At 56.5% G+C, this 22,687-nt stretch carries 22 protein-coding genes; 8 read left to right on the top strand and 14 right to left on the bottom strand.

Features of this window, described 5'->3' with window-relative positions:
- The first annotated feature begins 130 nt into the window (after positions 1 to 130).
- Together C8N45_RS10665 and C8N45_RS10660 are read left to right on the top strand one after the other, a co-directional pair.
- Positions 131 to 2,155: an NADPH-dependent 2,4-dienoyl-CoA reductase gene (locus C8N45_RS10665; protein WP_108386368.1), complete on the top strand. Its 2,025-nt coding sequence runs from the start codon at positions 131 to 133 to the stop codon at positions 2,153 to 2,155.
- Between the two features lie 193 nt (positions 2,156 to 2,348).
- A complete protein-coding gene (locus C8N45_RS10660; protein ID WP_108386226.1) occupies positions 2,349 to 3,254 on the top strand; it encodes a LysR family transcriptional regulator in 906 nt (301 codons plus the stop codon).
- Positions 3,255 to 3,316: 62 nt separating this feature from the next.
- Here the strand turns inward: C8N45_RS10660 and C8N45_RS10655 are convergent, their stop codons facing one another.
- The 4 genes from C8N45_RS10655 to C8N45_RS10640 are packed head-to-tail and all read right to left on the bottom strand — an operon-like array spanning position 3,317 to position 6,265.
- Positions 3,317 to 4,252: an OmpA family protein gene (locus C8N45_RS10655; RefSeq protein WP_108386225.1), complete on the bottom strand. Its 936-nt coding sequence runs from the start codon at positions 4,250 to 4,252 to the stop codon at positions 3,317 to 3,319.
- Positions 4,249 to 4,815 (bottom strand): peroxidase-related enzyme, encoded by a 567-nt coding sequence (locus C8N45_RS10650; RefSeq protein ID WP_245882633.1) that lies wholly within the window; start codon positions 4,813 to 4,815, stop codon positions 4,249 to 4,251. Before C8N45_RS10650 ends, C8N45_RS10655 begins: the two co-directional genes overlap by 4 nt.
- Positions 4,816 to 4,820: 5 nt before the next feature.
- Positions 4,821 to 5,546, bottom strand: a complete 726-nt coding sequence (locus C8N45_RS10645; RefSeq protein WP_108386223.1) for a GNAT family N-acetyltransferase — start codon at positions 5,544 to 5,546, stop codon at positions 4,821 to 4,823.
- On the bottom strand, positions 5,543 to 6,265 hold the full coding sequence (locus tag C8N45_RS10640) for a competence/damage-inducible protein A (RefSeq protein ID WP_108386222.1): 723 nt from the start codon (positions 6,263 to 6,265) through the stop codon (positions 5,543 to 5,545). Before C8N45_RS10640 ends, C8N45_RS10645 begins: the two co-directional genes overlap by 4 nt.
- A 44-nt stretch (positions 6,266 to 6,309) precedes the next feature.
- Between C8N45_RS10640 and sfsA the strand changes: the two genes are divergently transcribed.
- The 5 genes from sfsA to C8N45_RS10615 all read left to right on the top strand — a co-directional run bounded on the left by sfsA (position 6,310) and on the right by C8N45_RS10615 (position 11,408).
- Positions 6,310 to 7,011 (top strand): DNA/RNA nuclease SfsA, encoded by a 702-nt coding sequence (sfsA, locus tag C8N45_RS10635; RefSeq protein ID WP_108386221.1) that lies wholly within the window; start codon positions 6,310 to 6,312, stop codon positions 7,009 to 7,011.
- A gap of 56 nt (positions 7,012 to 7,067) precedes the next feature.
- Positions 7,068 to 7,880, top strand: coding sequence for a type I methionyl aminopeptidase (gene map / locus C8N45_RS10630; protein WP_108386220.1), 813 nt, complete (start codon positions 7,068 to 7,070; stop codon positions 7,878 to 7,880).
- A 164-nt stretch (positions 7,881 to 8,044) separates the two neighbouring features.
- Entirely contained in the window at positions 8,045 to 9,091 is a 1,047-nt protein-coding gene (locus C8N45_RS10625) for a TRAP transporter substrate-binding protein (RefSeq protein WP_375342466.1), read from the top strand.
- Positions 9,092 to 9,408: 317 nt separating this feature from the next.
- Positions 9,409 to 9,846 carry a universal stress protein gene (locus tag C8N45_RS10620; protein WP_108386219.1) on the top strand — a complete coding sequence of 146 codons (438 nt, stop codon included), beginning with the start codon at positions 9,409 to 9,411 and terminating at the stop codon, positions 9,844 to 9,846.
- 11 nt (positions 9,847 to 9,857) lie between these two features.
- Positions 9,858 to 11,408 (top strand): alanine/glycine:cation symporter family protein, encoded by a 1,551-nt coding sequence (locus C8N45_RS10615; protein ID WP_108386218.1) that lies wholly within the window; start codon positions 9,858 to 9,860, stop codon positions 11,406 to 11,408.
- A gap of 79 nt (positions 11,409 to 11,487) precedes the next feature.
- Here C8N45_RS10615 and C8N45_RS10610 read toward each other — a convergent pair whose 3' ends face one another.
- The 5 genes from C8N45_RS10610 to dctP all read right to left on the bottom strand — a co-directional run bounded on the left by C8N45_RS10610 (position 11,488) and on the right by dctP (position 17,177).
- Positions 11,488 to 13,011, bottom strand: a complete 1,524-nt coding sequence (locus tag C8N45_RS10610) for a malonate--CoA ligase (RefSeq protein ID WP_108386217.1) — start codon at positions 13,009 to 13,011, stop codon at positions 11,488 to 11,490.
- Positions 13,012 to 13,021: 10 nt separating this feature from the next.
- The gene (locus C8N45_RS10605; protein WP_108386366.1) at positions 13,022 to 14,260 is read right to left on the bottom strand and encodes a malonyl-CoA decarboxylase; all 1,239 of its coding nucleotides are present in this window, start codon (positions 14,258 to 14,260) and stop codon (positions 13,022 to 13,024) included.
- Positions 14,257 to 15,573, bottom strand: a complete 1,317-nt coding sequence (locus C8N45_RS10600; protein WP_108386216.1) for a TRAP transporter large permease — start codon at positions 15,571 to 15,573, stop codon at positions 14,257 to 14,259. The genes C8N45_RS10605 and C8N45_RS10600 overlap by 4 nt, the downstream gene beginning before the upstream one ends.
- Entirely contained in the window at positions 15,573 to 16,121 is a 549-nt protein-coding gene (locus C8N45_RS10595) for a TRAP transporter small permease (RefSeq protein ID WP_108386215.1), read from the bottom strand. The genes C8N45_RS10600 and C8N45_RS10595 overlap by 1 nt, the downstream gene beginning before the upstream one ends.
- A gap of 69 nt (positions 16,122 to 16,190) precedes the next feature.
- Positions 16,191 to 17,177, bottom strand: coding sequence for a TRAP transporter substrate-binding protein DctP (gene dctP, locus C8N45_RS10590; protein WP_108386214.1), 987 nt, complete (start codon positions 17,175 to 17,177; stop codon positions 16,191 to 16,193).
- A 139-nt stretch (positions 17,178 to 17,316) separates the two neighbouring features.
- Between dctP and C8N45_RS10585 the strand changes: the two genes are divergently transcribed.
- On the top strand, positions 17,317 to 17,964 hold the full coding sequence (locus tag C8N45_RS10585; protein ID WP_108386213.1) for a GntR family transcriptional regulator: 648 nt from the start codon (positions 17,317 to 17,319) through the stop codon (positions 17,962 to 17,964).
- On the opposite strand, the gene C8N45_RS10580 is transcribed toward C8N45_RS10585, so the two are convergent.
- The 5 genes from C8N45_RS10580 to C8N45_RS10560 are packed head-to-tail and all read right to left on the bottom strand — an operon-like array spanning position 17,961 to position 22,656.
- Entirely contained in the window at positions 17,961 to 18,596 is a 636-nt protein-coding gene (locus C8N45_RS10580; RefSeq protein ID WP_108386212.1) for an aspartate/glutamate racemase family protein, read from the bottom strand. The genes C8N45_RS10585 and C8N45_RS10580 overlap by 4 nt on opposite strands.
- Positions 18,596 to 19,432, bottom strand: a complete 837-nt coding sequence (locus C8N45_RS10575; RefSeq protein ID WP_108386211.1) for an ABC transporter permease — start codon at positions 19,430 to 19,432, stop codon at positions 18,596 to 18,598. Before C8N45_RS10575 ends, C8N45_RS10580 begins: the two co-directional genes overlap by 1 nt.
- 1 nt (position 19,433) lies before the next feature.
- Positions 19,434 to 20,297: an ABC transporter permease gene (locus C8N45_RS10570; RefSeq protein WP_108386210.1), complete on the bottom strand. Its 864-nt coding sequence runs from the start codon at positions 20,295 to 20,297 to the stop codon at positions 19,434 to 19,436.
- A gap of 60 nt (positions 20,298 to 20,357) precedes the next feature.
- Complete coding sequence (locus tag C8N45_RS10565) at positions 20,358 to 21,638, bottom strand: ABC transporter substrate-binding protein (protein WP_108386209.1); 1,281 nt, start codon at positions 21,636 to 21,638, stop codon at positions 20,358 to 20,360.
- Positions 21,639 to 21,669: 31 nt separating this feature from the next.
- Positions 21,670 to 22,656 (bottom strand): ABC transporter ATP-binding protein, encoded by a 987-nt coding sequence (locus C8N45_RS10560; protein ID WP_108386208.1) that lies wholly within the window; start codon positions 22,654 to 22,656, stop codon positions 21,670 to 21,672.
- Positions 22,657 to 22,687: the final 31 nt, after the last annotated feature.

Raw genomic sequence — 22,687 nt, 5'->3', positions numbered from 1 at the left:
CGCAGGGTGGGTGCAAACCCGATTTACGTCAATGCGCAACCCAAGTCAGTTTTTGCAAAATCATGACGCCGCGTTTTGGGGTGACGTTTCTGTCAGGATTGGGCACTGTTGCCCAAACGGGAGGCGTATCATGACCCACTATCCACATTTACTGGCACCACTTGACCTTGGCTTTACGACACTCAAGAACCGGGTGTTGATGGGGTCGATGCATACGGGCCTTGAGGAAACCAAGGATTGGAATCGGGTTGCCGAATTCTACGCGACCCGCGCACGCGGCGGTGTCGCCCTGATGGTGACGGGCGGCATGGCCCCCAATGCAGAAGGCGGTGTTTTTCCCGGCGCAGCAGGCCTTTTTACGGATGAAGACATCACCAACCACAAGGTTGTCACCGACCGGGTGCATGAGGCAGACGGCAAGATCGCCATGCAGATTCTACATGCCGGCCGCTATGCATATGGTCCCAATTGCGTCGCACCCTCTGCCATCAAATCCCCGATTTCGCCGTTTCCGCCGAAGGAACTGGATGCCGAAGGCATTGAAAAGCAGATCGCCGATATCGTCACTGCCGCCACCCGCGCCCAGCAGGCAGGGTACGACGGGGTCGAGGTCATGGGCTCCGAGGGGTATTTTATCAACCAGTTCCTTGTCACCCATACCAACAAACGCACCGATGAATGGGGCGGGTCATACGAGAACCGGATGCGCCTGCCGGTCGAGATTATCCGCCGCGTACGGGAAGCCGTGGGACCGGATTTCATTGTCATCTACCGGCTGTCGATGATTGATCTGGTGCCTAACGGATCCACTTGGGCAGAGGTCGTGCAACTGGCCAAGGCGATCGAGGCCGCAGGTGCAACTATCCTGAACACAGGCATCGGCTGGCACGAGGCACGGATACCGACGATTGCGACCTCTGTGCCCCGCCGCGCCTTTACCTGGGTGACAAAGAAGCTGATGGGCGCGGTGCAAATCCCGATTATTACCTCGAACCGGATCAACATGCCCGACGTGGGCGAGGCTGTCTTGGCCGATGGTTGCGCCGATATGGTCAGCATGGCACGCCCGTTCCTTGCAGACGCGGATTTTGTGGCCAAAGCGGCAGCGGGCAAGCCGGATGAAATTGCGCCTTGTATTGCCTGCAATCAGGCCTGTCTTGACCATACGTTCGGGGGCAAACTGTCGTCATGTCTTGTGAACCCGCGTGCCTGCAATGAAACCGAACTGACGATTGAACCGGCTGCGGATGCAAAAGCGGTTGCCGTTATCGGCGCTGGTCCTGCGGGTCTGTCTGCGGCGCTGACGGCGGCAGCACGCGGGCACGCCGTGACCCTGTTTGACAAGGCGACAGAGCTTGGCGGGCAGCTTAACATGGCCAAACAGGTCCCGGGCAAGGAAGAATTCTGGGGGCTGGTCGATTACTACAAGACGATGGTGGACCGGGCCGGAATCACCCTGAAGCTGGGCGCAACAGCAACGTCAGACACGCTGGATGATTTCGACGAAATCGTCATCGCGACGGGAGTCATCCCCCGCGACCCCGCGATCCCGGGGCAGGATGGCCCGAACGTGCTGTCCTATATCGACGTGCTGCGTGGCAAAGCCAAGGTTGGCGACAGGGTCGCCGTGGTCGGGGCAGGCGGCATCGGATTTGATGTGGCCGAATATTTGGTGACAAATGATAGCCCGACCGAAGATCTGGACGAATGGCTGGCGGAATGGGGCGTCGGCGACCCGGCAGAGGTGCGTGGCGGATTGCGGCCCGAGGGACCAAAGCCGGACGCGCCTGTGCGGCAGGTTGTGTTGTTGCAGCGCAAGGCCGAAAAGCTGGGCAAGCGCTTGGGCAAGACGACCGGCTGGATTCACCGGGCCGGTCTTCAGATGAAGAACGTGCAGATGATCGGCGGCGTCAATTACGAAAAGATTGACGCAGACGGGCTACACATCAGCAAGGGCGAGGACCGCAAGAACCCGGAGCTTATCGCGGTCGACACAATCGTGCTGTGTGCCGGGCAACTGCCCGAACGGTCGCTGGCCGATGCGTTGATTGCGGCGGGGCGAAAGGTGCATATCATCGGGGGTGCCGATGTTGCAGCGGAACTGGACGCAAAACGCGCGATTGACCAAGGTACGCGGATTGCTGCTCATATATGAATCCCGCTACTTCGCATAGCTAAATGAAATCAATTTCCAAGGGCGCTGTTCTGGTCGGCGGGAAAGTTGTTCTTGCTGTTTCCGCTGTTGAACCAAACGCACTTATACCCCCTTATTGTCAGGCATTGGTCCCATTCCTGCCTGATTTGACAGGCATCCATACCGCTAAATAAATCGCGTTTAGGAATTGGGTATGGATCGTCTGACAGAAATGGAAGCTTTCGCCACGGTCGTCGACCAAGGTGGATTTACGGATGCTGCCAAAAAAATGGGCATATCCAAATCGGCCGTTTCCAAACACGTCTCTTCCCTCGAAGCGCGCCTTGGTGCGCGCCTTTTGAACCGGACAACCCGCAGGGTCAGCCCAACCGAAATCGGACTGGCCTATTACGACCGTGCCCGTCGTGTCCTGAACGACGCCGGCGAGGCGGACGCGCTTGTTACGTCGATGCAATCGGCGCCTTCTGGTCTGCTCCGGATCAGCGTGGCAACCGATTTTGGCGTTAACCACATGTCACCGGTGCTGGGTGAATTCCTGTCGGAGTTCCCCGATATCACCGTGAACATGGTCCTCAATAACCGCTATGTCGAACTGATCTCTGAAGGGTTCGACATGGCTGTGCGCATCGGAGAACTGGAAGACAGCACTCTGCGCGCGCGCAAACTGACAGACACCACCAAACGTATGATCGCTAGCCCAGCCTACTTTGAGCAGTACGGACGCCCCGAGAAAATCGACGATCTGAACGAACATAAGCTGCTGCATTATTCCAATCAGGCCAATTCAGCCGTGTGGAAACTGACAGCACCCTCGGGCGAAAAGCGACAAGTGCGGACAGCAGGATGGTTGACCGTCAATGACGGGCAATCCCTGCTGAATGCATGCATTGGGGGTCTTGGTATCGCCTATTTGCCCAGCTTTCTTTACGCGGATGCGATGCGCGACGGGCTGGTGCAAGAGGCAATTCCTGATCTGCCCAAAGAAACCCAAGGCATCTATGCCGTCTACCCGCCGGGTCGATTCACACAACCCAAGGTGCGCGCGTTTATAGACTTTCTTGTCCATACCTTTGCTGAAAAAGGCCCAGACGTTTGGTAATTTGATTTTCCCAAGTGTAGTACTGAACTGGCGCGGCTGTGTTTTTGGCCGCGCTTTTCTTTTTACCGGGTCGAAACGATGATGACCTCGACACGCCTGTTGGCCTCGCGCCCCTCTTCTGTGAGGTTTGTTGCCAACGGGGCAAGATAGCCCATCCCTTCCGCTTCCATCTGTTGCCTGTCGACTCCGTAATCGGCGACAAGGCGTTCCAGAACAGACGCTGCCCGCTGCTTTGACAGCGCGATATTTGCCTCGAGCGACCCTGCGGAATCGGTATGACCAACAAGGGCAACCTTTTGATCGGGCTGCGCGGCCAGGTAATCGGCAAGCGCCTGCAATGACCCAAACGGACCCGCGCCCAGTTGCGATGAACCGATTTCAAAAGTGAGGTCATTCAGGACTGCGCGGCCGACGTTTTCCATCTGCAAAGACAATGCACCATCGACAGTGCCGATGCCGCGCGCAATCGGGGCCGAGGATGTGGCAAGCGTGTCCAGATCATCACTGGGCGGCGCGACGCGGGTGATCTGCACAAACCCGGCGACATCAGTGCGGCTGACAAAAAGGCTGATATATTCGGCACCATCATCGCCAAACCGCCATGCGGCCAGATAACGAAAGTCGCCCAGATTGATCTGCATCTCGGGGGGCGGCAATGTCGGGCTGCCAAAGCGGAAATCGAACCCGCCGCATTGCTCAGTCTGGCACTCGAACATGATCTGATAGCGTGCATTGCGGAGTTGTTCACGAAACGGACGCAATAGCTGCAAAGTCGTCAAGGACTGTGCATCTATCCGCCATGCCTGTTGGGTCATTTCGCCCTCGACCAGTTCGGTTGGCATGATCCCGTTCTTCCACACGTTGATCGGCATGGCGTAACTGTCGAGCGCGCTGACCTCTTCCATTTGCAGGGTTGCGTTGCTTGGAAAGTCAAGAATCTGCGCGGGCAGGGCAAAGCCCCACATTGTCAGTAAAATCGAGAGTAGAAACCGTGTCATCTGGCCTGTGTATGGTATTCTTCATTCGGGCGCATATCGGTGGCGGATGCGATCCTGTTGCTCATGTTATAAAAGCCCGTCACAGATGCGATATCCCAGATATCACGGTCGCTAAAGCCCACCTGACGCAGTGCGTCGCGGTCGGTTTCGCCGACTTTGGCGCTGGACATAGTGACAAGCTCTGCAAATTCCAACATGGCCGTCTGCCGTGCATCCAAGGGGGCGACACGCCAGTTCATGACCAGCATTTCCCCCAGTTGGGGATTGCTGGACAGGGCGCGCACGGCGGCACCGTGGGCGGTGAGGCAATAGAAGCATTTGTTGATCGAGGACACAACGACAGCAATCATTTCGCGTTCCAGCTTTGACAGCCCGGAAGCGGCGAGCATCGTATCGTTATATAGCGCCGTGAATGCGTTCAGTTTGTCGATGTCAAAGGCGTAGGCTTGCAACACATTGGGCACCATGCCCAGCTTGTCCTGACAGACATCAAAGTATTTCCGGGTGTTTTCGGGCAGCGGGTCGACCATTGGCAGGTCAAGGGCAGTTGGTTGCTTGGTCAAGGGGTCTACTCCGGTAGGCTGCGATAGTGGTATTGTCCCACAACCTCCATCCCGAGGGAAGTATAGAGCGCGTTAGCAGGACCATTGTTCTGTGTCGTAACAAGGGTGATGAATTTGGCACCCTGCGATATGCCCCAATAGGCAGCCGCGCGCGTCATATGGGCAGCCAGCCCCTTCCTGCGATGTTCTTTTGCAATTTCAAGAGCATGGATCATCACACAGTCTGCTGCCATACCCACGTAGGCGGTGCCGGCAGGCTGATCATCAAGACGCCCAAGCAGGCTGATTTTCGGCGGACGGGCCCTGTCCATAATGGCTTGGCGGCCAAAGCCGATGCCGCCTGCCTCCCAAATCTCGTTCTGTACGGTCAGCGGCGGCCAGACCTCGAACGATGTGATCGGTGGCGGGCGTTCGGTGGCGATGTCTTCAATCCGGGCGGCGTACATGTTGACTGGGTCCTTGATGACGTAGCCTTGCGCCTCAAGCGCGCGGTCCAGCCATTCCTCGCCCTCGCGGATCATGAACAGGGGGTTCTGGCCCGCCTCCAGCATGGATGCTGCGGCGTGGTCCATATCTTCGGCGGTGGCGGGTGCTTCTGCCGTGGCGGCGCTGACCCGACTGCTGCCGCTGTCATCCAGACGCACAGTCCATGGACCCAGCGCCTGCTTGGCAGACGCGGGCCAGGTGCCATCAATAATGGCATAAAGCTTCTGGGCCGAAGGTAAGGTCACGCCGCAAATATGCTTTCCAAGGTTGCCATGGCGCTATCCAGTCTGGCGGCATCCGTCCCGCGCACAACGATATTCGCGCCATAAATCCCGTCTTTCTGAAAGGGGTATGACCCCACCGAAAGATCAGAGAACTGCGTGGCAAATACACCAAGCGGTTCTGCGATATCTCCTTCACCCCGCACCACTCGCAGACTGCGCGATATCAGTGGGGCGCCACCCGTGAGCGTTGGCAGAACGCTTGCTACCATTGCCTGAAACACTGATGGCACGCCTGCCATCACATATACATTGCCGATCTTGAAGCCGGGGGCCACGCTGACGGGATTGTCGATCAGAGTTGCTCCGTCCGGTATGCGGGCCATGCGCAATCTTGCTGTGTTCAACTCTGAGCCGGTTTTGGCATAATGTGCCGCCAGCAGGGCGCGGGCATCATCGCGTACGTCGATATGCACCCCAAAGGCCTCGGCGATACAGTCGGCGGTGATATCATCATGGGTTGGCCCGATGCCGCCACTTGTGAAAACAGTATCATAGCTGGCAGACAGCGCTTTGACGGCGGCCACGATCGCCGACGAATCGTCACTGACGACGCGGACCTCCCTAAGGTCGATACCGGCCTCGGTGAGTTGGCCCGCCAGATAGTGCATGTTCGCGTCACGCGTGCGCCCTGATAGAATCTCATCCCCGATGACAAGCATGGCGGCGGTGGGATTGGGCATTGTGGTATTCCTTCGTCAGATTGGAATCGTTATAGGGTGCGGCAATGGTTTTTTCCACGCCTCTTATGCCTGCCCGTCTGATCCGGCGCTATAAACGGTTTTTGGCCGATATCCGGCTTGAAGATGGCCGCGAGGTTACGGCCCATTGCGCCAATCCCGGATCAATGATGGGTCTGGCCGAACCGGGTACGAAACTCTGGGCGGAACCCAATGACGACCCCAGGAAAAAGCTGAAGTACGGCTGGCGTCTGGTGGATCATGAAAACGGGCATTTCACCGGAGTCGATACATCATTGCCCAACAGGCTGCTCAAAACCGCATTGATCGCCCATAAGGTGCCCGGTTTGCCCGACTACGATCTGGTCCGGCCGGAAGTCAGATACGGCGAGAATAGCCGGATTGATTTTTTATTGAGCGGGCAGGGCCCCGATACATATGTGGAGGTCAAGAGCGTAACCTTGTCCCGGACGCCGGGGCTGGCAGAATTCCCCGACAGCGTCACGGCGCGGGGGGCAAAACATCTGGATGAGTTGGGCAATATGGTGGCGCAGGGGCACCGCGCGGTCATGTTCTATCTGGTGCAGCGCACCGATTGCGACGTTGTCGGGTTTGCGCGTGATATCGACCCGACCTATGCAGAAGCCGTCGCTAAAGCAACGGCCACGGGCGTGCAATGTCTCGCCATGTCTTGTGCCATATCTCCGGTTGCGATCACACTGGACAAGATCATCCCTGTCCGGCTCTAGAACTCAACTCAGATTTCCCATATGTGCAGAATTGACAGCGACAAAGGACGACACCTGTGCAGACGAGCAATGGCCGCATCACCAAAGACGGTATCCGCATCCACGAACCCGCAGACTTCGCGGGCATGCATGTGGCGGGCAGACTGGCCGCGCAAATTCTGGATGATATCGCGGAACATGTCTTTCCCGGTCAGACCACCGGCGAACTTGACCGCCTGATTGAACAGTGGGTGGGTGACGCCGGTGCGACCTCGGCCACGATCGGCTACAAGGGTTACAAGCACGCCAGTTGCATATCGGTCAATCATGTCGTCTGCCATGGCATCCCCGGCGACAAGAAACTGAAAGACGGGGATATCCTGAATATCGACGTAACCGTCATCGTCGATGGCTGGTTTGGCGACACCAGCCGCATGTATGTCGCGGGCAATCTGGCCCGCAAGCCTGAGCGCCTGATTCAGGTCACACATGACGCCCTGATGAAGGGAATCGAGGCCGCAAAGCCGGGCAATACGTTTGGCGATATCGGCCACGCGATCCAGACTTATGTGGAAAGCAATCGCATGTCTGTGGTCCGCGACTTTTGCGGGCATGGTCTGGGGCGCGTTTTTCACGCGCCGCCGAACGTGGTCCATTATGGCCGCCCCGGCACCGGCCCTATGCTGGAGGAAGGCATGTTCTTTACCATCGAGCCGATGGTCAATCTGGGCCGCCCGGATACCAAAGTGCTTGCCGACGATTGGACCGCAGTGACCCGTGACAAGTCCTTGTCGGCGCAGTTTGAACATTCCATCGGGATCACGGCGGATGGCGCAGATATCTTTACGCTGTCCCCCGGTGGCAGGTTTCATCCGACCTACAACGTTTGATTTGCGTCAATGGCATGGGGCAAATCAATGCTACGTGCCGCGGTAAAGGGACAAAACAGGCGCAATATTCACCTATAGCCCGGACTTGTCGGATTTAGTGTCGGCGCCTATTTATACAGCGTCGCTAGCGGTGACGCCCTTCCAGACATGATTGAAAAGAAAGGATGCAAAAGATGCACCTGATCAAACAAGCCGCTATTGCGGCAGCCTTCAGCCTGACTGCAACCTCTGCCCTGGCGCAAGAGGTCACATTGCGGTTCCAGCATTTTGTGTCACCGGCCAGTGCGAACCCGACTTACTTTATGCAGCCATGGGCCGACGCGATTGAGGAACAGTCGAATGGCCGCATCAAGGTGGAGCTTTATCCCTTTATGCAGTTGGGTGGAGCCGCCCCAAGCCAATATGATCTGATCCGTGATGGTGCCATCGATGGCGGCTGGGTTATTCCCGGCTATCAGCCCAACCGTTTCCCCGAAGCCGAGGCAATGGAACTGCCCTTCATGACGACAAAGTCCGGGGAAGAGGCCAGTGCTGCCGCATGGGATTTCACCCAGCAGTTTCTGATGGATGATTTCGCCGATGTGCATCTGATTGCCGCCCATATGCATGGCCCCGGTATCGTGCATAAACGCGGGGAACCGGTGCAAACGGTCGAGGATTTCGCAGGCCTCAAGCTGCGCGGCCCGTCCCGCCCTGCGACCTTGTTGCTACAGGAATTGGGCGCGACACCGATTGGCATGCCAGTGCCGCAATTCCCTGAAGCCCTGTCCAAGGGGGTCGTTGATGGCGGTGTCATCACTTGGGAAATGTCACCATCGCTCAAACTGAACGAACTGACGGACAGTCACACCGATGTCGCGGGGGACCGTGCGCTTTATAACCTTTATTTCATCTGGGCGATGAACAAGGATGTGTATGAAAGCCTGCCAGCGGACCTGAAAGCCGTGATTGACGCCAATTCCGGCATGATGGCCAGTCGCTGGGCAGGGCATGCCCATGATACTGGCGATGTTGGTGGGCGCGCGTTGATGGCCGCCGACGGCAATGAAATCGCACAGTTGTCAGAGGCAGAAACCGCCCGCATCAAAGCTTTGGGCGAGACTGTCACCGCAAATTGGATCGCAGAGATGGATGCCAAGGGCTTTGATGGCGCGGCACTTGTGGCAGCAGCCCGAAAAGCTGTGGAAGCACATGCCGGGCAGGTAAACTGACCACCAGCAATAGGTTAACGCGTAGGACGTCCGAGCCGCTGGTTCGGACGACTTCCTATGCTTGTCCATAGCGCTTGAAGCGGGATACAAGCGCGGCATCAATCCGCTGCACTGATCGAAAACTGCCCGCTTTGTGATGGGTTTGCCGACCCTCTCTCCAAGGCCGCAGCCCTGAGTTCGGGAAAAATTCCCACTCGCCACTGAAAATCACACATACTGGTGACCGAGGGGTGCGGGAATCAGATGTGGCGGAGCGTGTTTTTTCCGCCCTGCCGTCCCCTTCAACAAAAACGAATAGCTATAATAAGGAGGACGTAATGACGGTGAAAATTGCAATCGGTCTTGATGGCACGGATACGGGCCAACATGCCCTGACATTTGCCAAAAACCTCGCAACCATGATCGACGGGTGTGAATTGTTGGTCATTTATGTGATCGAATGGTCGCCCTTTACATTCAACACACCGGAAGAAAATGAACAGCGCCACAAGCGGCGCGAAGAGGAAATCACGCTGGCGACGTCGCGCATCGTGGAGCCTGCCGTCACCGGACTGCAGGACGCGGGTTTCAAGGCCAGCGGTCTGGTCAGGCACGGTGATGTGGCGGAAACCTTGAACAGGCTGGCCGTCGAAAATGGCGCGTCACAAATCATTGTCGGGCGTTCATCGGCTGACGGTTTCACCCGCCGTATTTTCGGCAGTTCAACCCAGAACCTCGTCATGGCCGCAGATGTGCCTGTCACGGTCGTCGGATAGGAGACGGAATCATGCATTCATACAAATTCTGGCTGGCCTCAGCCGTTGCAGCCCTGACGTCCAGCCCGCTTGCTGCCCAAGAGGCAATGGGAATAGATGCCAAGGTCAACGAAGTCTTTGCAAATATCACAGGCCCCTTTGTCAGCCTTATTTTCGCGCCGATTCCAGGCACGGCTTTTCCTTGGATCGTGATGTGGCTGGTCATCGCCGCAACGATCTTCACATTCTATTTCGGTTTTGTGCAGCTGCGGTTTTTCAAACATGCCATTCAATTGGTCAAAGGTGATTATACTGATCCCAACGATGCAGGCGAGGTAAGCCACTTTCAGGCCTTGGCGACCGCGCTTTCGGGTACTGTTGGTCTAGGGAATATCGCGGGCGTTGCTGTTGCCGTTGGTATCGGTGGGCCAGGTGCTACCTTCTGGATGATCTTGGCGGGCCTTCTGGGTATGGCATCGAAATTCACCGAATGTACGCTGGGCGTGAAATACCGGAACGAATATCCCGACGGCACCGTGTCGGGTGGCCCGATGTATTACATCTCAAAGGGGTTTTCGGAACTTGGCTTGCCGGGTGGCAAGATTCTTGCAATCCTGTTTTCCGTCTTTTGTATCCTGGGCGCTTTGGGCGGGGGCAATATGTTCCAGGCCAATCAGGCGCATGTGCAAATATCCGGTATCGTGGGCGACTATCCGGGCTGGATTACAGGGATCATTTTTGCGGGTGTCGTCTTTGCCGTGATTGTTGGCGGGATCAAATCGATCGCGAATGTGACCGAAAAGGTCGTGCCATTGATGGGTATTCTGTATGTGGGCGCGGCCTTGGTCATTCTCATTGTGAATTATGACATGATCGGATGGGCGTTTGGCCAGATCTTTGCCGGTGCCTTTACTGGATTGGGTGTTGCCGGTGGCATGGTCGGGGCGTTGATCCAGGGCTTCAAACGGGCGGCTTTCTCGAACGAGGCGGGCGTTGGCTCTGCCGCGATCGCGCACTCTGCCGTGAAAACCAGTGAGCCTATTACCGAAGGGTTTGTGTCCTTGCTTGAACCGCTGATCGACACGGTGGTTATCTGCACAATGACAGCCTTGGTAATTGTGATCTCGCAACAGCTGATCATTGATCCGGCAACAGGCAACTACGTCCTGAACGAAGCGGGGAGTGCCATCGCAACTGTCGACGGGAACTCAGGTGTTGCCCTGACCTCTGCGGCATTCGCATCAGGTATTAGCTGGTTCCCTTATGTTCTGGCAATTGCGGTTGTGTTGTTCGCCTTCTCGACCATGATTTCATGGAGCTATTACGGCCTGAAAGCGTGGACCTATCTGTTTGGCGAAGGCAAGACGACAGAGTTGGTGTTCAAGATCATCTTTTGCATCTTCATCGTCATCGGGGCTGCTGCGTCGCTTGGTCCTGTGATCGACTTCTCTGATGCGGCGATCTTTGCGATGGCAGTCGTGAACATCTTCTGCCTGTATTTCCTGATGAAACTGGTGCGGGCAGAGTTGGCGTCTTATGCGTCACGCCTGCAATCCGGCGAGATCAAGAAGTACGGCCACTAAACCCAACGCTCTGGCGCAATATCTTGCGCCAGAGCAGACCACTGAAAGGTGTCAATTAAACCGATCGCACCGCCTGACCCTAGCTGCGCGCTTTTTCAAACAGCGCCCCGTATTCGTCGCGCAGCGCTTTCTTTTGTACCTTGCCCATTGTGTTCCGCGGCAATTCCGCCCGGACGATCAGCTTTTGGGGTTGCTTGAAACGCGCGAGTGATGTGCCGATGTTAGCGGCAATCGCATCAAGATCGGGGTCAGAGTCGCCATCGGGCACGATAATACCGACGACCGTTTCACCAAAGTCGGGGTGTGGTACACCAATGACAGCGCTTTCCAGCACGCCGTTCTGTTCATCCAGCAAAAGCTCAACTTCCTTGGGATAGATATTATACCCCCCCGAGATGATCAGGTCCTTGTTGCGACCGACGATTTGGACATAGCCGTCTTTGTCGATCTGCCCCAAATCGCCGGTGATAAAGAATCCATCCGGGCGCAGTTCTTCGGCGGTCTTCTCGGGCATTTGCCAGTAGCCTTTGAAGACATTCGGACCGCGGACTTCGATCTCGCCAATCTCGCCTTGCGGCAGCGTGGCGCCGGTTTTGCTGTCGGTGATTTTCAACTCCACCCCCGGCAAGGGAAAGCCGACAGTGCCCGCCCTGCGTTCGCCGTCGTAAGGGTTGGAGGTGTTCATGTTGGTTTCCGTCATGCCGTAGCGTTCAAGGATACGGTGGCCGGTGCGCTCTTCGAACTGGATATGGGTTTCGGCAAGCAGGGGCGCGCTGCCCGACACGAACAGGCGCATATGCTGTACAAGGTCCTTGGTAAAACGCGCATCGCCCAAAAGACGGGTGTAGAATGTTGGAACGCCCATCATGGCGGTTGCCAATGGCAGCTTTTCGATCATCACGTCCAGATTGAACTTGGGCAAAAAGATCATCTGCCCCCCTGCGAGCAAGGTGATGTTGGAAGCCACGAATAGCCCATGCGTATGAAAGATCGGCAACGCATGTAGCAATATATCATCTGCGGTAAAGCGCCATTCCGTCACAAGCGTCTGCGCATTTGACAAAAGATTGCCCTGTGTCAGCATCGCCCCTTTTGACCGCCCGGTTGTCCCGGATGTGTAAAGAAACGCGGCCAGATCATCAGTGCTGCGTGCCACCGTATCAAAGTTGTCGGGAAGCGCTGTGGCCTTGTCGGCAAAGCTGCCGGTTCCATCGCCATTCAGCGTTTCCAGCGCTGCATCGCAGCCCTCTGCGACGGGTCGCAGGCTGTCAGCCTTGGCCTGATCGCACAGCAAAACCCGCGCCCCGCTGTTTTCGACGAAATACTGCACCTCGTCCGCCGTATAGGCCGTATTCAAAGGCAGGAAAACGATGCCAGCCTGCACACAGGCCGCATAAAAGGCCAACGCCTGCGGTGACTTTTGGACCTGAACGGCGGCGCGATCACCGGGGTTCAGGCCAAGCTGGACCAGCAAGTTGGCATATTGTGCGGCCAGACCCAGAAAACCGGCATAGGACATAGTCGTGCCATCCTGCATGTGCAGAAAGGTGCCGGACTTGCCGTGATGCTGGCCAAAGAGGGTATCATAAAGAGGGTTTGCCATTCTCACGCTCCTACTTTTCGCGGTGAACCGTGGCAGCAAGTGTACGGACCTCGGTTGAGGCGATGACGCTGCCGTCAGATACGAACTGTTCGTGGTTCTTGGCGATTTGCGACAGGTCGTAAAGGTAATTCACCATCGTGCCATTTGATTGCTTCATGCCGTTTTCGGATAAGTCAGCATGCGCATGCACGGCATGGATCATCGCACCGTTGCCAAGGTGAAACCGTGCCACGGGATCGACAGGCAGGCCGTCTGCGCGCTTGGCCTCTAACAGGTAAAACGCAGCAATGGCCTGATCCTGATCGGTTGCGGTCGTTTCCGGCCCCGTCGCTTCGCGCCATTTGTTTAATCCCGGGATGGGCGACAAGGTCACGAAATTTTTCAATTGGGGCAAGTCACGCGACAGGTCTGACACGACCTGTTTTATAAGTGAATTACCAAAGGATATGCCAGCAAGGCCGGCCTGACAGTTTGAAATAGAGTAGAATACGGCGGTGTCGGCGTCTTCGGGCTCAATCTCTGTGCGTGCGTCGGCCAGCAAATCCTGAACTGAGTTGGGGATGCCGCGCGTGAGCGCGACTTCAACAAAGATCAGTGGTTCGTCCGCCATGGCGGGGTGGAAAAAACCAAAACAGCGCCTGTCTGCGGGTTGCAGGCGGCGGCGCAGATCATCCCAGCTGTCGATGGCGTGCACGGCTTCATAGGCGATGATCTTTTCAAGGATTTCCGCAGGGCTGGACCAGTTGATGGGGCGCAGGACCAGAAAGCCGCGATTGAACCATGATGAAAACAAATGTTTGAAATCGACATCCACCGGCGCAAATGCAGGGTGATCTGCCAGCATGCGCAACAGGTCCCTGCGCATCGCGACCAGTTGCGCCGTGCCGCCCGGCACCTGATTCAGGCGCCGCGCAAGTTCCTGTCGCCGCGGTTCGCTTGCGGCGGCAAAAGCGCGGTAGCTGTCTTTGGACGGGACGTTCTGATAGGCGTGCAGGGTCATTTGCACATCTTCGGCCACGATCCCAAGGTCGTGGGTCAGGAAGTCAAAGAATGCGATTTTGTCATCGGTTGACATCGCCGCATAACGGTCAAGGATCATATGGGCCAGCGCACTGCCCGACACCTCACCACGGGTGCCCAGCAGGTCCATCGCCAGTTCGCGCAGGGATCGTCCGTCTGCCTGATCAGACAGCGCGCGGCGGTAGCGACGCTCGAAAACTGTCGAGATGAGATCGCTGAAAAAGCTCACATGCGTGTTCCCATGACGGCATTCGGCAACCATGTGGCAATTTGCGGAAAGACGCACAGCAGCACAATCGCAATGACCATGCAGGCGACGAAGGGCAGGGAGCCCATCAGGATTGTCTTGAGCGAGATATCCGGCGCGATGCCGTTTATGACGTAAAGGTTCAGTCCCACAGGCGGCGAGATCAGCCCGATTTCCATGTTTATGGTCAGAATGACCGCAAACCAGATCGGATCAAACCCGGCGGTGGTGATGATTGGCAGCAAGATCGGCGCCGCCATCAGGATCACCGCGACAGGCGGCAAAAAGAAGCCTGCAACCAGCAGGAACAGGTTGACCGCAAGCATCAGCACCCATGGGTTTACATCCAATGTGCCGATCCATGCAGCGATGGATTGGGTGATAAAGAGGCTCGACAGCATGTAGGAAAACACGCCTGCCGCCGCGATGATGAACAGGATCATCACGCTTTCCTTGGTGCTGTCACGCAAGACAATCCAAAGGTCGCGCGGGTTCCACAGCTTATAGATCACCATCGCGATCAGCAGGCAAAGCAATGCCCCGACAGCGGCAGTTTCAGAGGGAGTCGCGACGCCGCCATACATCGCATAAAGCACGCCAAGAATAATCAGCAGAAACGGCACAACGCGCGGCAGGATTTCGAACTTTTCAGCCCATGAATAGGTTGTTGTCGTCAACAGTTTGCGGTCTCCGTACCGCCATGTGTAGAATAGTGACCACGCCATGAAGAGTGCGACAAGCAGAAGGCCGGGAAAGACTCCCGCGAGGAAAAGCCGCCCGATCGAGGTTTCTGTGGCGATGCCATAAACGATCATCGTCACCGATGGTGGGATCAATATGCCCAGTGTGCCCCCGGCTGCGATTGAACCTGCCGCCACACCGTCAGGATAGCCCCGCTTGCGCATCTCGGGGATACCCATTTTGCCGATGGCTGCACAGGTCGCGGGGCTTGAGCCGGACATGGCGGCAAACAGCGCACAGGCCCCAAGGTTGGAAATCACCAGGCCACCGGGAACACGCGTCAGCCAGCGCTCAAGCGCCTCATAAAGGTCAGCGCCCGCGCGCGTCGATGCGATCGACGCCCCCATGATGATGAACATCGGGATTGATAAAAGGGCGAAATTATCAAGCTTGCCGAACAGGATTTCGGGGATCAGTTCAAGCGACCGCATCCCGTCAAAGATCATCAGAAAGCCAGCGGAAACGATCAGTAGTCCAAGTGCGACGGACACACCGGAAAACAGCACGACGATGGTGCATAGAGCTACCAAAAGCCCAAGCGTCAACGGGTCCATTACGCGTCCTCCAGCCCGAAGGGCTTGTCAATTTTCAACATCAAGGCCACCAGATCAGCGATCAGTTGGAGCAAAAATAAGGCAAATCCAATCGGCAGGGCAGCATAGGGTATCCATAGGCGCACCCCCCAGACGGTGTCTGACTTCCAGTTTCGTTCATAGGCGAAATGCCAGAATTCATAACCATACCACAGAATGATCGCGACCATGATGATGGACAGCGACAAGGTGAACAGCGCCATAAAATAGCGCGTGCGCGGCCCCATGGTGAGCGGAATCAGGTCCACGTTCACATGCCCGCGCAGCCGCTGCACATACGGAAGCCCGATCAGGGTAGAGCCGATGGCCAGATAGATCACGGCCTCGGTTTGCCAGATGGTTGAGCCATTCAGCACGAACCGGACGAAAATCATCTGACAGGTGATCAAAACCGCCGAAACGATCATCGCTGCCGAACACCAACCCGCGACGGTCGAAAGTGCGGCCACGAATTTCAAAAAGGGATTTGTGCCCGTGTGCGATGCAACGGCAGAGCTTTGGCCAGCCATAAGCTTTCCTTCATTGTCCGAAAAAAGAAGCAGAGAGAGAGGCACCGTTTGGCGCCTCTCTCGTCGCGATTATTCGACGGCGAGCGCCATATCCAGAAGCGCCTGCCCGTCAGGGACCTCTTCGATAAAGGCTTTGTACGAGGTTTCCTGCGCCAATGCGCGCCATGCGTTGAAATCATCCTGTGACATCTCGGCGATTTCGACGCCCGCATCGCGGAACACCTGTTCAGATGCGGCGTCCTCTTTCTTGGCTTCCTCAAGGTAGTAGGCTTGCGCCTTTTCTGCTGCGGCCAAAAGGGCGGCTTGCTGGTCCGCGTTGAGTGCGTCAAACGTGGATTTGTTCATCAGCATTGGCTGGTACATGAACCAAAGGGCGACGTCGCCTGCTGGCGTGTAGCAGCTGACCTGTTCATAGATCCGGTAGGATACGAAGGACGATGATGACGTGTTCGCGGCCGTCAAAACGCCGGTCTGAATACCGTTATAGATTTCGGACGATGCCATGGACGCGATGGATGCATTTGCCCCGGCAAGCATTTGTTCAAACGACTTGCCAGCTGCGCGGATCTGCAAGCCCGCGACATCTTCGGGCGCTGTGATGCATTTGTCTTTCCCGACAAAACCACCTGCCAGATAGCCATGGACAAGCACCATGACGTCATCATCGGCCATCTTTTCTTCAAGTGCGGCCATGAAAGGCGATGCGCTGAGCCGTGCAGCGTGGTCGTGGTTTTTCACGAGGCCGGGCATCAGAGTCAGGTTGTAGGCCGGTTGTTGTCCGCCTGCATAGCTGAGCGGCAAGACGGTCATATCCAACTGCCCCCGGCTAAGTGGCCGATATTGTTCGCGCGCTTTGAACAGTGACTGCGAGCCAAAAATCTGGATTTCCAGATCAACGCCGGCTTCGGCGACCCCGTCTGCAACGATTTGCGCGACTTGATGGCGGATATCGGTGTTGGACCATTGATGTGACAGGCGCAATGTCTCTGCATTTGCAGCCGCGCCAAAACCAAGACATGCGACAGCGACGGCTGTCATCAAGAAATTCGATTTCATTGTTTCCTCCCTAGGTGTGATCAGGGACAACGCCCAAATCTACCGCCCATAGGTTTCACATTTCGCATTCAAGGTCAAATATCTTGTATACAAAAATGCAGATATTGCATTCTCGGCGGCTGGCGTGTTAAGCAGTGTCATGGAAGTAAGACGCGCAGACAAGATTGCCGAAACGCTGGAACAACTTGTGTTTTCAGGTGAATTCAAGGATGGAGAGCGTCTTGACGAACTCAAACTTGCAGAACAGTTTTGCGTCTCGCGTACGCCTATTCGCGAAGCGCTGCATGCGCTTGTGGCCTCTGGCATGGCCGAGCAGATTCCCCGTCGCGGTGTATTTGTGCGGCAACCCGGCCCTGTTGAACTGATGGAAATGTTCGAAACCATGGCCGAGCTTGAGGCCGCTTGCGGCAGGTATGCCGCACTGCGCATCACGGATAGCGCCCTGGACCGATTGGTCGCCGCAAATGAAAATTGCCAGCGTGCGCTCGCTCAGCAGGATCACGCAGGCTATTACGCGCAGAACGAGATTTTCCATCAGGTGATCTATGAAAGTGCGGCCAACAGCTATCTGGAGAAACAGGCGCTACGGCTGCAAAATCGGCTGAAACCCTATCGCAAGGTCCAATTGCGGTTTCGTGGCAGGTTGGACCAGTCGATGGCCGAGCATGTGGCGATTGTCGCCGCCCTACAGGAAGGCGACCCCGAACAGGCTGCCGCCGCCTTGCGCGGGCATGTCGCCGTGCAGGGCGAGAAGTTTTATCAACTGATGGCCAGCCTCAACAGCTAGAAAGTGCTGGCGATTTGGGTTGCAGCACGCACACCGTCGATCAACCTGATCGGGTAGGTTTCGGCGTATGCGTCGATGATATGCACCATACCCGCACAGCCCAGTACCACGGCGCCGATATCATCCTCCTGCCGGGCCTTGTCGATTTCGGCCATGACTTGGGCGGTTGCATTGGTGCGGTCGGTTTCGAGCGCCAGAACCGGCACCCCACTGGCACGCACCTTTGCCATCTGCTGTCCCAAACCATAGCTTTCGATGTTTCCGGCCAGAATTGGGACGGAGACGGCCAGCGTTGTGACCACTGAAAACCGCGGACTGGCCAGACAGGCCATGTGATAACCTGCCTGCCCGATCCCGATCACAGGGCAGGGGGACATGGCGCGGGCTTCGTCAAGACCAGTGTCGTCCGAGCAGCCAATGATGATGGCTGTAGCGCCATCGGCGTTGGCCTTTTTCACTAGCTCCAGTAGGGGCGGCACGGCGGCCTCTCCGTCTTGGGGCCCTTGAATTGCGGGCGGCCCGGCATGCGATGTCCATCCGACAATCTTGCTGTCCGGCCGTGTTTTTCGGGCAGTGTCCACCATGGCCTCTGTCATGGACACCGTGCTGTTGGGGTTGATGAGAATGATCATCACACACCCTTGCCCGCGTCGGACCCTGCACGCGCACGGCGGCGGTTTGCCAGCAATGCCAATGCAAGGAAAACGCCAATGATCAAGAGCGAGAACAGGGTCGTCAGTGTTCCCAAGGCGTAAAGCACTGGCGATGTCACATTGGTCGTCATACCGTAAATCTCAAGAGGGAGAGTGTTGTAACTGCCCGCGGTCAGCAACGTGCGTGCAAACTCGTCATAGCTGAGGGTAAAGCCGAACAGTGCGACCCCGATCAGCGATGGGGCGATGATCGGCAAGACAACGTGCCTGATCGTCTGCCAAGGGGTGGCACCAAGGTCGCGGGCGGCCTCTTCGTAACTTTTATCGAACCGGTTGAAGACCGCAAACATGATCAGCAGCCCGAATGGCAGCGTCCATGTCAGTTGCGAGCCAAAGCCGGAGGTGGACCAATGTACGTCCAACCCCGATTGCGAAAACAGCAGGCCAACGCCGAGCGATATCAGGATCGAGGGGATCACCAGCGATGTGATGATCAGATAGAACAGAATGCTGGAGCCGGGGAATTTCTTGCGAAAGGCCAACCCGCCCATGACTGACACGACAACTGTCGTGACCATGACCATCAGGCCAAGCACAAGGCTGCGCCGGAAGCTGCCCCATATATCGCCCACGGCCTGTTGTTCGAACAGATCAAAGAACCAATAGAGCGACACGCCCCGCATCGGGAATGTCAGCCCGCCGCCTTCGCCCTGAAAGGACAGGATACCGATTGTGATGGTCGGCCCGTAAAGAAACAGGATGAAAAGCACGAAGAACGCGGTGAGGACATAGAACGAACGGGGGCGCGGCTCCATCCTACAGCTCCTTTCGGATGTTGACGAAGCGCAGCAGAATACCAATCACCATCAATACCGTAATCAGCAGGATGATCGCCGTGGCCGAGGCGCTTGGGTATTGCAGCAGCGCGATGTCATTGGAAATCAACCGCCCGACATTGGCGGATTGTGAGCCGGACATGAAACGCACGGTGATAAAGTCGCCCATCACAAGGGTCACGACAAAAATCGTGCCAATCATGATGCCGGGTTTGGTCAGTGGGATGATGATATTCCATAGAATTTGCACGCCGTTTGCGCCTGCGTCCCGTGCTGCTTCGATCAGAGATTTGTCGATCCGCATCATCGTGTTGAAGATCGGGACCACCATGAAAAGCGTGTAAAGATGCACAAAGGCCAGGATGACTGCAAAGTCGCTGAACAGCAGCCATTCGACCGGTTCGTCAATCACGCCCCATGAAATGAGCGCCGAATTGGCAATGCCATTCCGCCCCAGAAACGGAATCCACGAAATCATGCGGATGATGTTCGAGGTCCAGAAGGGAATCGTGCACAACAGGAAAAGTGCGATCTGCCAAGTCAGGCTGCGGACATGGAAGGCAAGATAATAGGCGACTGTAAATCCGATCAACACGGTGAAAATCCATGTGATCAGTGCATATTTGAAAGTGTTCAGAAAGACTGTGTAGGTCACGGGCGACCCGAACAGAAACTCATAGTTTTCCCAGACAAACGCGGGAATGATCGAAAATTCTGTCGCCCGCCAGAAGCTGACAATGACGATCATGATGATCGGGGCGACCAGAAACACCAGCAGCACAGATGCCAGCGGCGATACCATCAACCAGCCCATCAGGGCATTGTTTTCGCGAAGCTTTTGCATGGGGTGTCCGAACGTCAGGAGAGGTGGTGCGCTGCCAAAGGCAGCGCACCAGGTCGTATTTTAGGCCGCGATGAATTCATTCCACTTGCGGACCATATACTGGTTTTCGTCCATGACAGAGTTCCAGCAAGCGACAGCACCCATCCGTTCTTCGAACGAACCACCGTCGCGCACGTCGCCGGCGCCTGCCAGTGCATCACCAAATGGCGATGTGATCGCGTCGGTGGCTTCTTTGCCTTCGAACCAGTAGCCCCATTCGTTTTCAGACATGAACGCCTTGGAGGTTTCAGGCACGGCAGAATAATAGCCCTGACGCATCAGGAAGCCGCCGACCCAGCCGGACAGATACCAGTTGATGTATTCATAAGCGGCTTCAAGTTCCAATCCCGACAGCGCGGCAGAGATGCCCAGACCGCCACCCCAAGACCGGTAGCCTTCTTCCAGCGGCTGATAGACGCACGGAATGCCTTGGGATTTGACAGCGGTGATCGCGGGCGACCACATCGACTGGATCACGACCTCGCCCGATGCCATCAGGTTGACGCTTTCGTCGAATGACTTCCAGAAGGCGCGGAACTGGCCGTTCTTCTTGGCTTCGGTAAAGATGCCGATTGTCAGGTCGATCTCTTCCTTCGTCATGTTGCCTTTGTCGGGGTAGGTGTATTCGCCCATGGATTCCACGACCATCGCCATGTCCATGATCCCGATGGAAGAAATATCAAGGATTGAGGCCTTGCCCGCGAACTCGGGGTTCAGCAACTCGGACCAGTTGTTGATGGGTCTGTTGATCAGGTCAGGGCGAATGCCCAGCGTGTCGGCGTTGTAGATCGTGGGGATCAGGGTCATCCAGCCGGATTCTTCCTGCACAAACTCTGTGCCGTTCTGGCCAGTGGTAAAGCCCACGGTGTGCGGTGCAGTCCCTTGTGCAATTTCACTGTCTGGCGTCAATTTACCGTTGCGGAAGATGCCGACGATCTTGTCGTAATTGTCCAGCTTGGTGGTGTCCATGGCTTGCAGGTTGCCTGCGGCCCAGACCTTTTTACAGATGAAATATTCGATATCGGCGATGTCAAAGCTGTTGGGCTGTGTCGCGGCACGCTGGGTCACGCTGTCGGTGTCCAGTGCGGTCATTTCCAGAGTAAAGCCCAGATCTTCCTTCACCTTTTGCGCAACTTCATTGAGGTTGGAAACCCCTGTGCCGAACTGGCGGATGGTCACATCCTTGATGTTCTGCGCCCAGATCATCGGTGCGCCCAATGTTGACCCGGCGGTGAAGGCGGCGGTTGCGGTGGCACCTTTCAGCACGCTCCGGCGGGATAGTTTCTTGGTCGTCTCGGTCATTTATTTCTCCTTGTGGGTGAGGTCGCGGCGTTCAGGCCGTCAGTTGGTGTAGGTTCTTGGCATCCCAATGCAGTCCGATACGGTCGCCGGGGTGATGCGGGTTGGCAAAGAATGTGTCGTCGGGCACCAGAGCCGTTACTTCCTGATCGCCAGTAATGCGTGATGACAGCGATACATGGGTGCCTTGATATTCTACGGCGGTCACTTGCGCCTCGATAAGGCCTGCATCGGCAGAGGTGACGCCAACGGCGTCGGTGCGAATCGCAAAATGTCCGTCAGGCAGGGCAATCACATTATGACCACCCATGAATTGCGCCACGAACCTTGTCTTGGGCGCATTGAACACGTCGCGCGCCGGACCTGCCTGTTCGATTACGGCGTTGTTCATCACGATGATATCGTCGGCCAGCGCCAGCGCCTCGTCCTGACCATGGGTGACATGCACAAAGCCTATTCCCAGTTCCTTTTGCAACTTGCGCAACTCGCTGCGCATTCTGATCCGCAGGAAAGGGTCGAGTGCCGAAAGGGGTTCGTCCAACAGCAACACCTGCGGGCGTGTGATCAGCGCGCGGGCAAGGGCGACGCGTTGTTGCTGCCCCCCCGAAAGCTGGTCAGGCATGCGGTCTGCAAGAGCTGTCAGATCGACCAGTTCCAGCATTTCGTGCGCCTGGCTTTTGCGGGCCGCAGAATCGACCCCCTTCATCTTGAGGCTGAAAGCGACGTTATCCAGCACGCTCAGATGCGGGAACAGCGCGTAATTCTGGAACATCATCGCGGTGCCACGTTTGGCTGGCGGAAGATCGGAAATATCGCGACCTGCCAGGAGGATTGACCCGTCGCTGACGCTTTCGTGGCCTGCGATCATCCGCAGGGTAGATGATTTGCCACAGCCTGACGGCCCAAGCAGACAGGTATAGCTGTCAGGCTTGAAGTGGTAATTGATGGCGTCCACGGCGACTGTCGCACCGTACCGCTTTGTTACAGACACAAGTTCGAGGTCTTGAGCCACAGCATTCATATTTTGTCCCTATCTGTTGGAAGAATGAAAC

The sequence above is a fragment of the Yoonia sediminilitoris genome (genome assembly GCF_003058085.1).
Taxonomy (GTDB): Bacteria; Pseudomonadota; Alphaproteobacteria; order Rhodobacterales; family Rhodobacteraceae; genus Yoonia; species Yoonia sediminilitoris.
The sequence above is the reverse complement of the archived record's forward strand: the minus strand, read 5'-3'. Positions and strand labels throughout refer to the sequence as shown.

Bases quoted from the DNA above. Each gene is read 5' to 3' on its own strand.
- C8N45_RS10585 (WP_108386213.1), top strand. From the start codon at position 17,317: ATGGAAGTAAGACGCGCAGACAAGATTGCCGAAACGCTGGAACAACTT.
- C8N45_RS10600 (WP_108386216.1), bottom strand. From the start codon at position 15,573: ATGGACCCGTTGACGCTTGGGCTTTTGGTAGCTCTATGCACCATCGTC.
- C8N45_RS10570 (WP_108386210.1), bottom strand. From the start codon at position 20,297: ATGCAAAAGCTTCGCGAAAACAATGCCCTGATGGGCTGGTTGATGGTA.
- C8N45_RS10560 (WP_108386208.1), bottom strand. From the start codon at position 22,656: ATGAATGCTGTGGCTCAAGACCTCGAACTTGTGTCTGTAACAAAGCGG.
- C8N45_RS10615 (WP_108386218.1), top strand. From the start codon at position 9,858: ATGCATTCATACAAATTCTGGCTGGCCTCAGCCGTTGCAGCCCTGACG.
- C8N45_RS10575 (WP_108386211.1), bottom strand. From the start codon at position 19,432: ATGGAGCCGCGCCCCCGTTCGTTCTATGTCCTCACCGCGTTCTTCGTG.
- C8N45_RS10640 (WP_108386222.1), bottom strand. From the start codon at position 6,265: ATGCCCAATCCCACCGCCGCCATGCTTGTCATCGGGGATGAGATTCTA.
- C8N45_RS10625 (WP_375342466.1), top strand. From the start codon at position 8,045: ATGCAAAAGATGCACCTGATCAAACAAGCCGCTATTGCGGCAGCCTTC.
- C8N45_RS10665 (WP_108386368.1), top strand. From the start codon at position 131: ATGACCCACTATCCACATTTACTGGCACCACTTGACCTTGGCTTTACG.
- sfsA (WP_108386221.1), top strand. From the start codon at position 6,310: ATGGTTTTTTCCACGCCTCTTATGCCTGCCCGTCTGATCCGGCGCTAT.
- dctP (WP_108386214.1), bottom strand. From the start codon at position 17,177: ATGAAATCGAATTTCTTGATGACAGCCGTCGCTGTCGCATGTCTTGGT.
- C8N45_RS10565 (WP_108386209.1), bottom strand. From the start codon at position 21,638: ATGACCGAGACGACCAAGAAACTATCCCGCCGGAGCGTGCTGAAAGGT.
- C8N45_RS10655 (WP_108386225.1), bottom strand. From the start codon at position 4,252: ATGACACGGTTTCTACTCTCGATTTTACTGACAATGTGGGGCTTTGCC.
- C8N45_RS10620 (WP_108386219.1), top strand. From the start codon at position 9,409: ATGACGGTGAAAATTGCAATCGGTCTTGATGGCACGGATACGGGCCAA.
- C8N45_RS10595 (WP_108386215.1), bottom strand. From the start codon at position 16,121: ATGGCTGGCCAAAGCTCTGCCGTTGCATCGCACACGGGCACAAATCCC.
- C8N45_RS10610 (WP_108386217.1), bottom strand. From the start codon at position 13,011: ATGGCAAACCCTCTTTATGATACCCTCTTTGGCCAGCATCACGGCAAG.
- C8N45_RS10580 (WP_108386212.1), bottom strand. From the start codon at position 18,596: ATGATCATTCTCATCAACCCCAACAGCACGGTGTCCATGACAGAGGCC.
- C8N45_RS10660 (WP_108386226.1), top strand. From the start codon at position 2,349: ATGGATCGTCTGACAGAAATGGAAGCTTTCGCCACGGTCGTCGACCAA.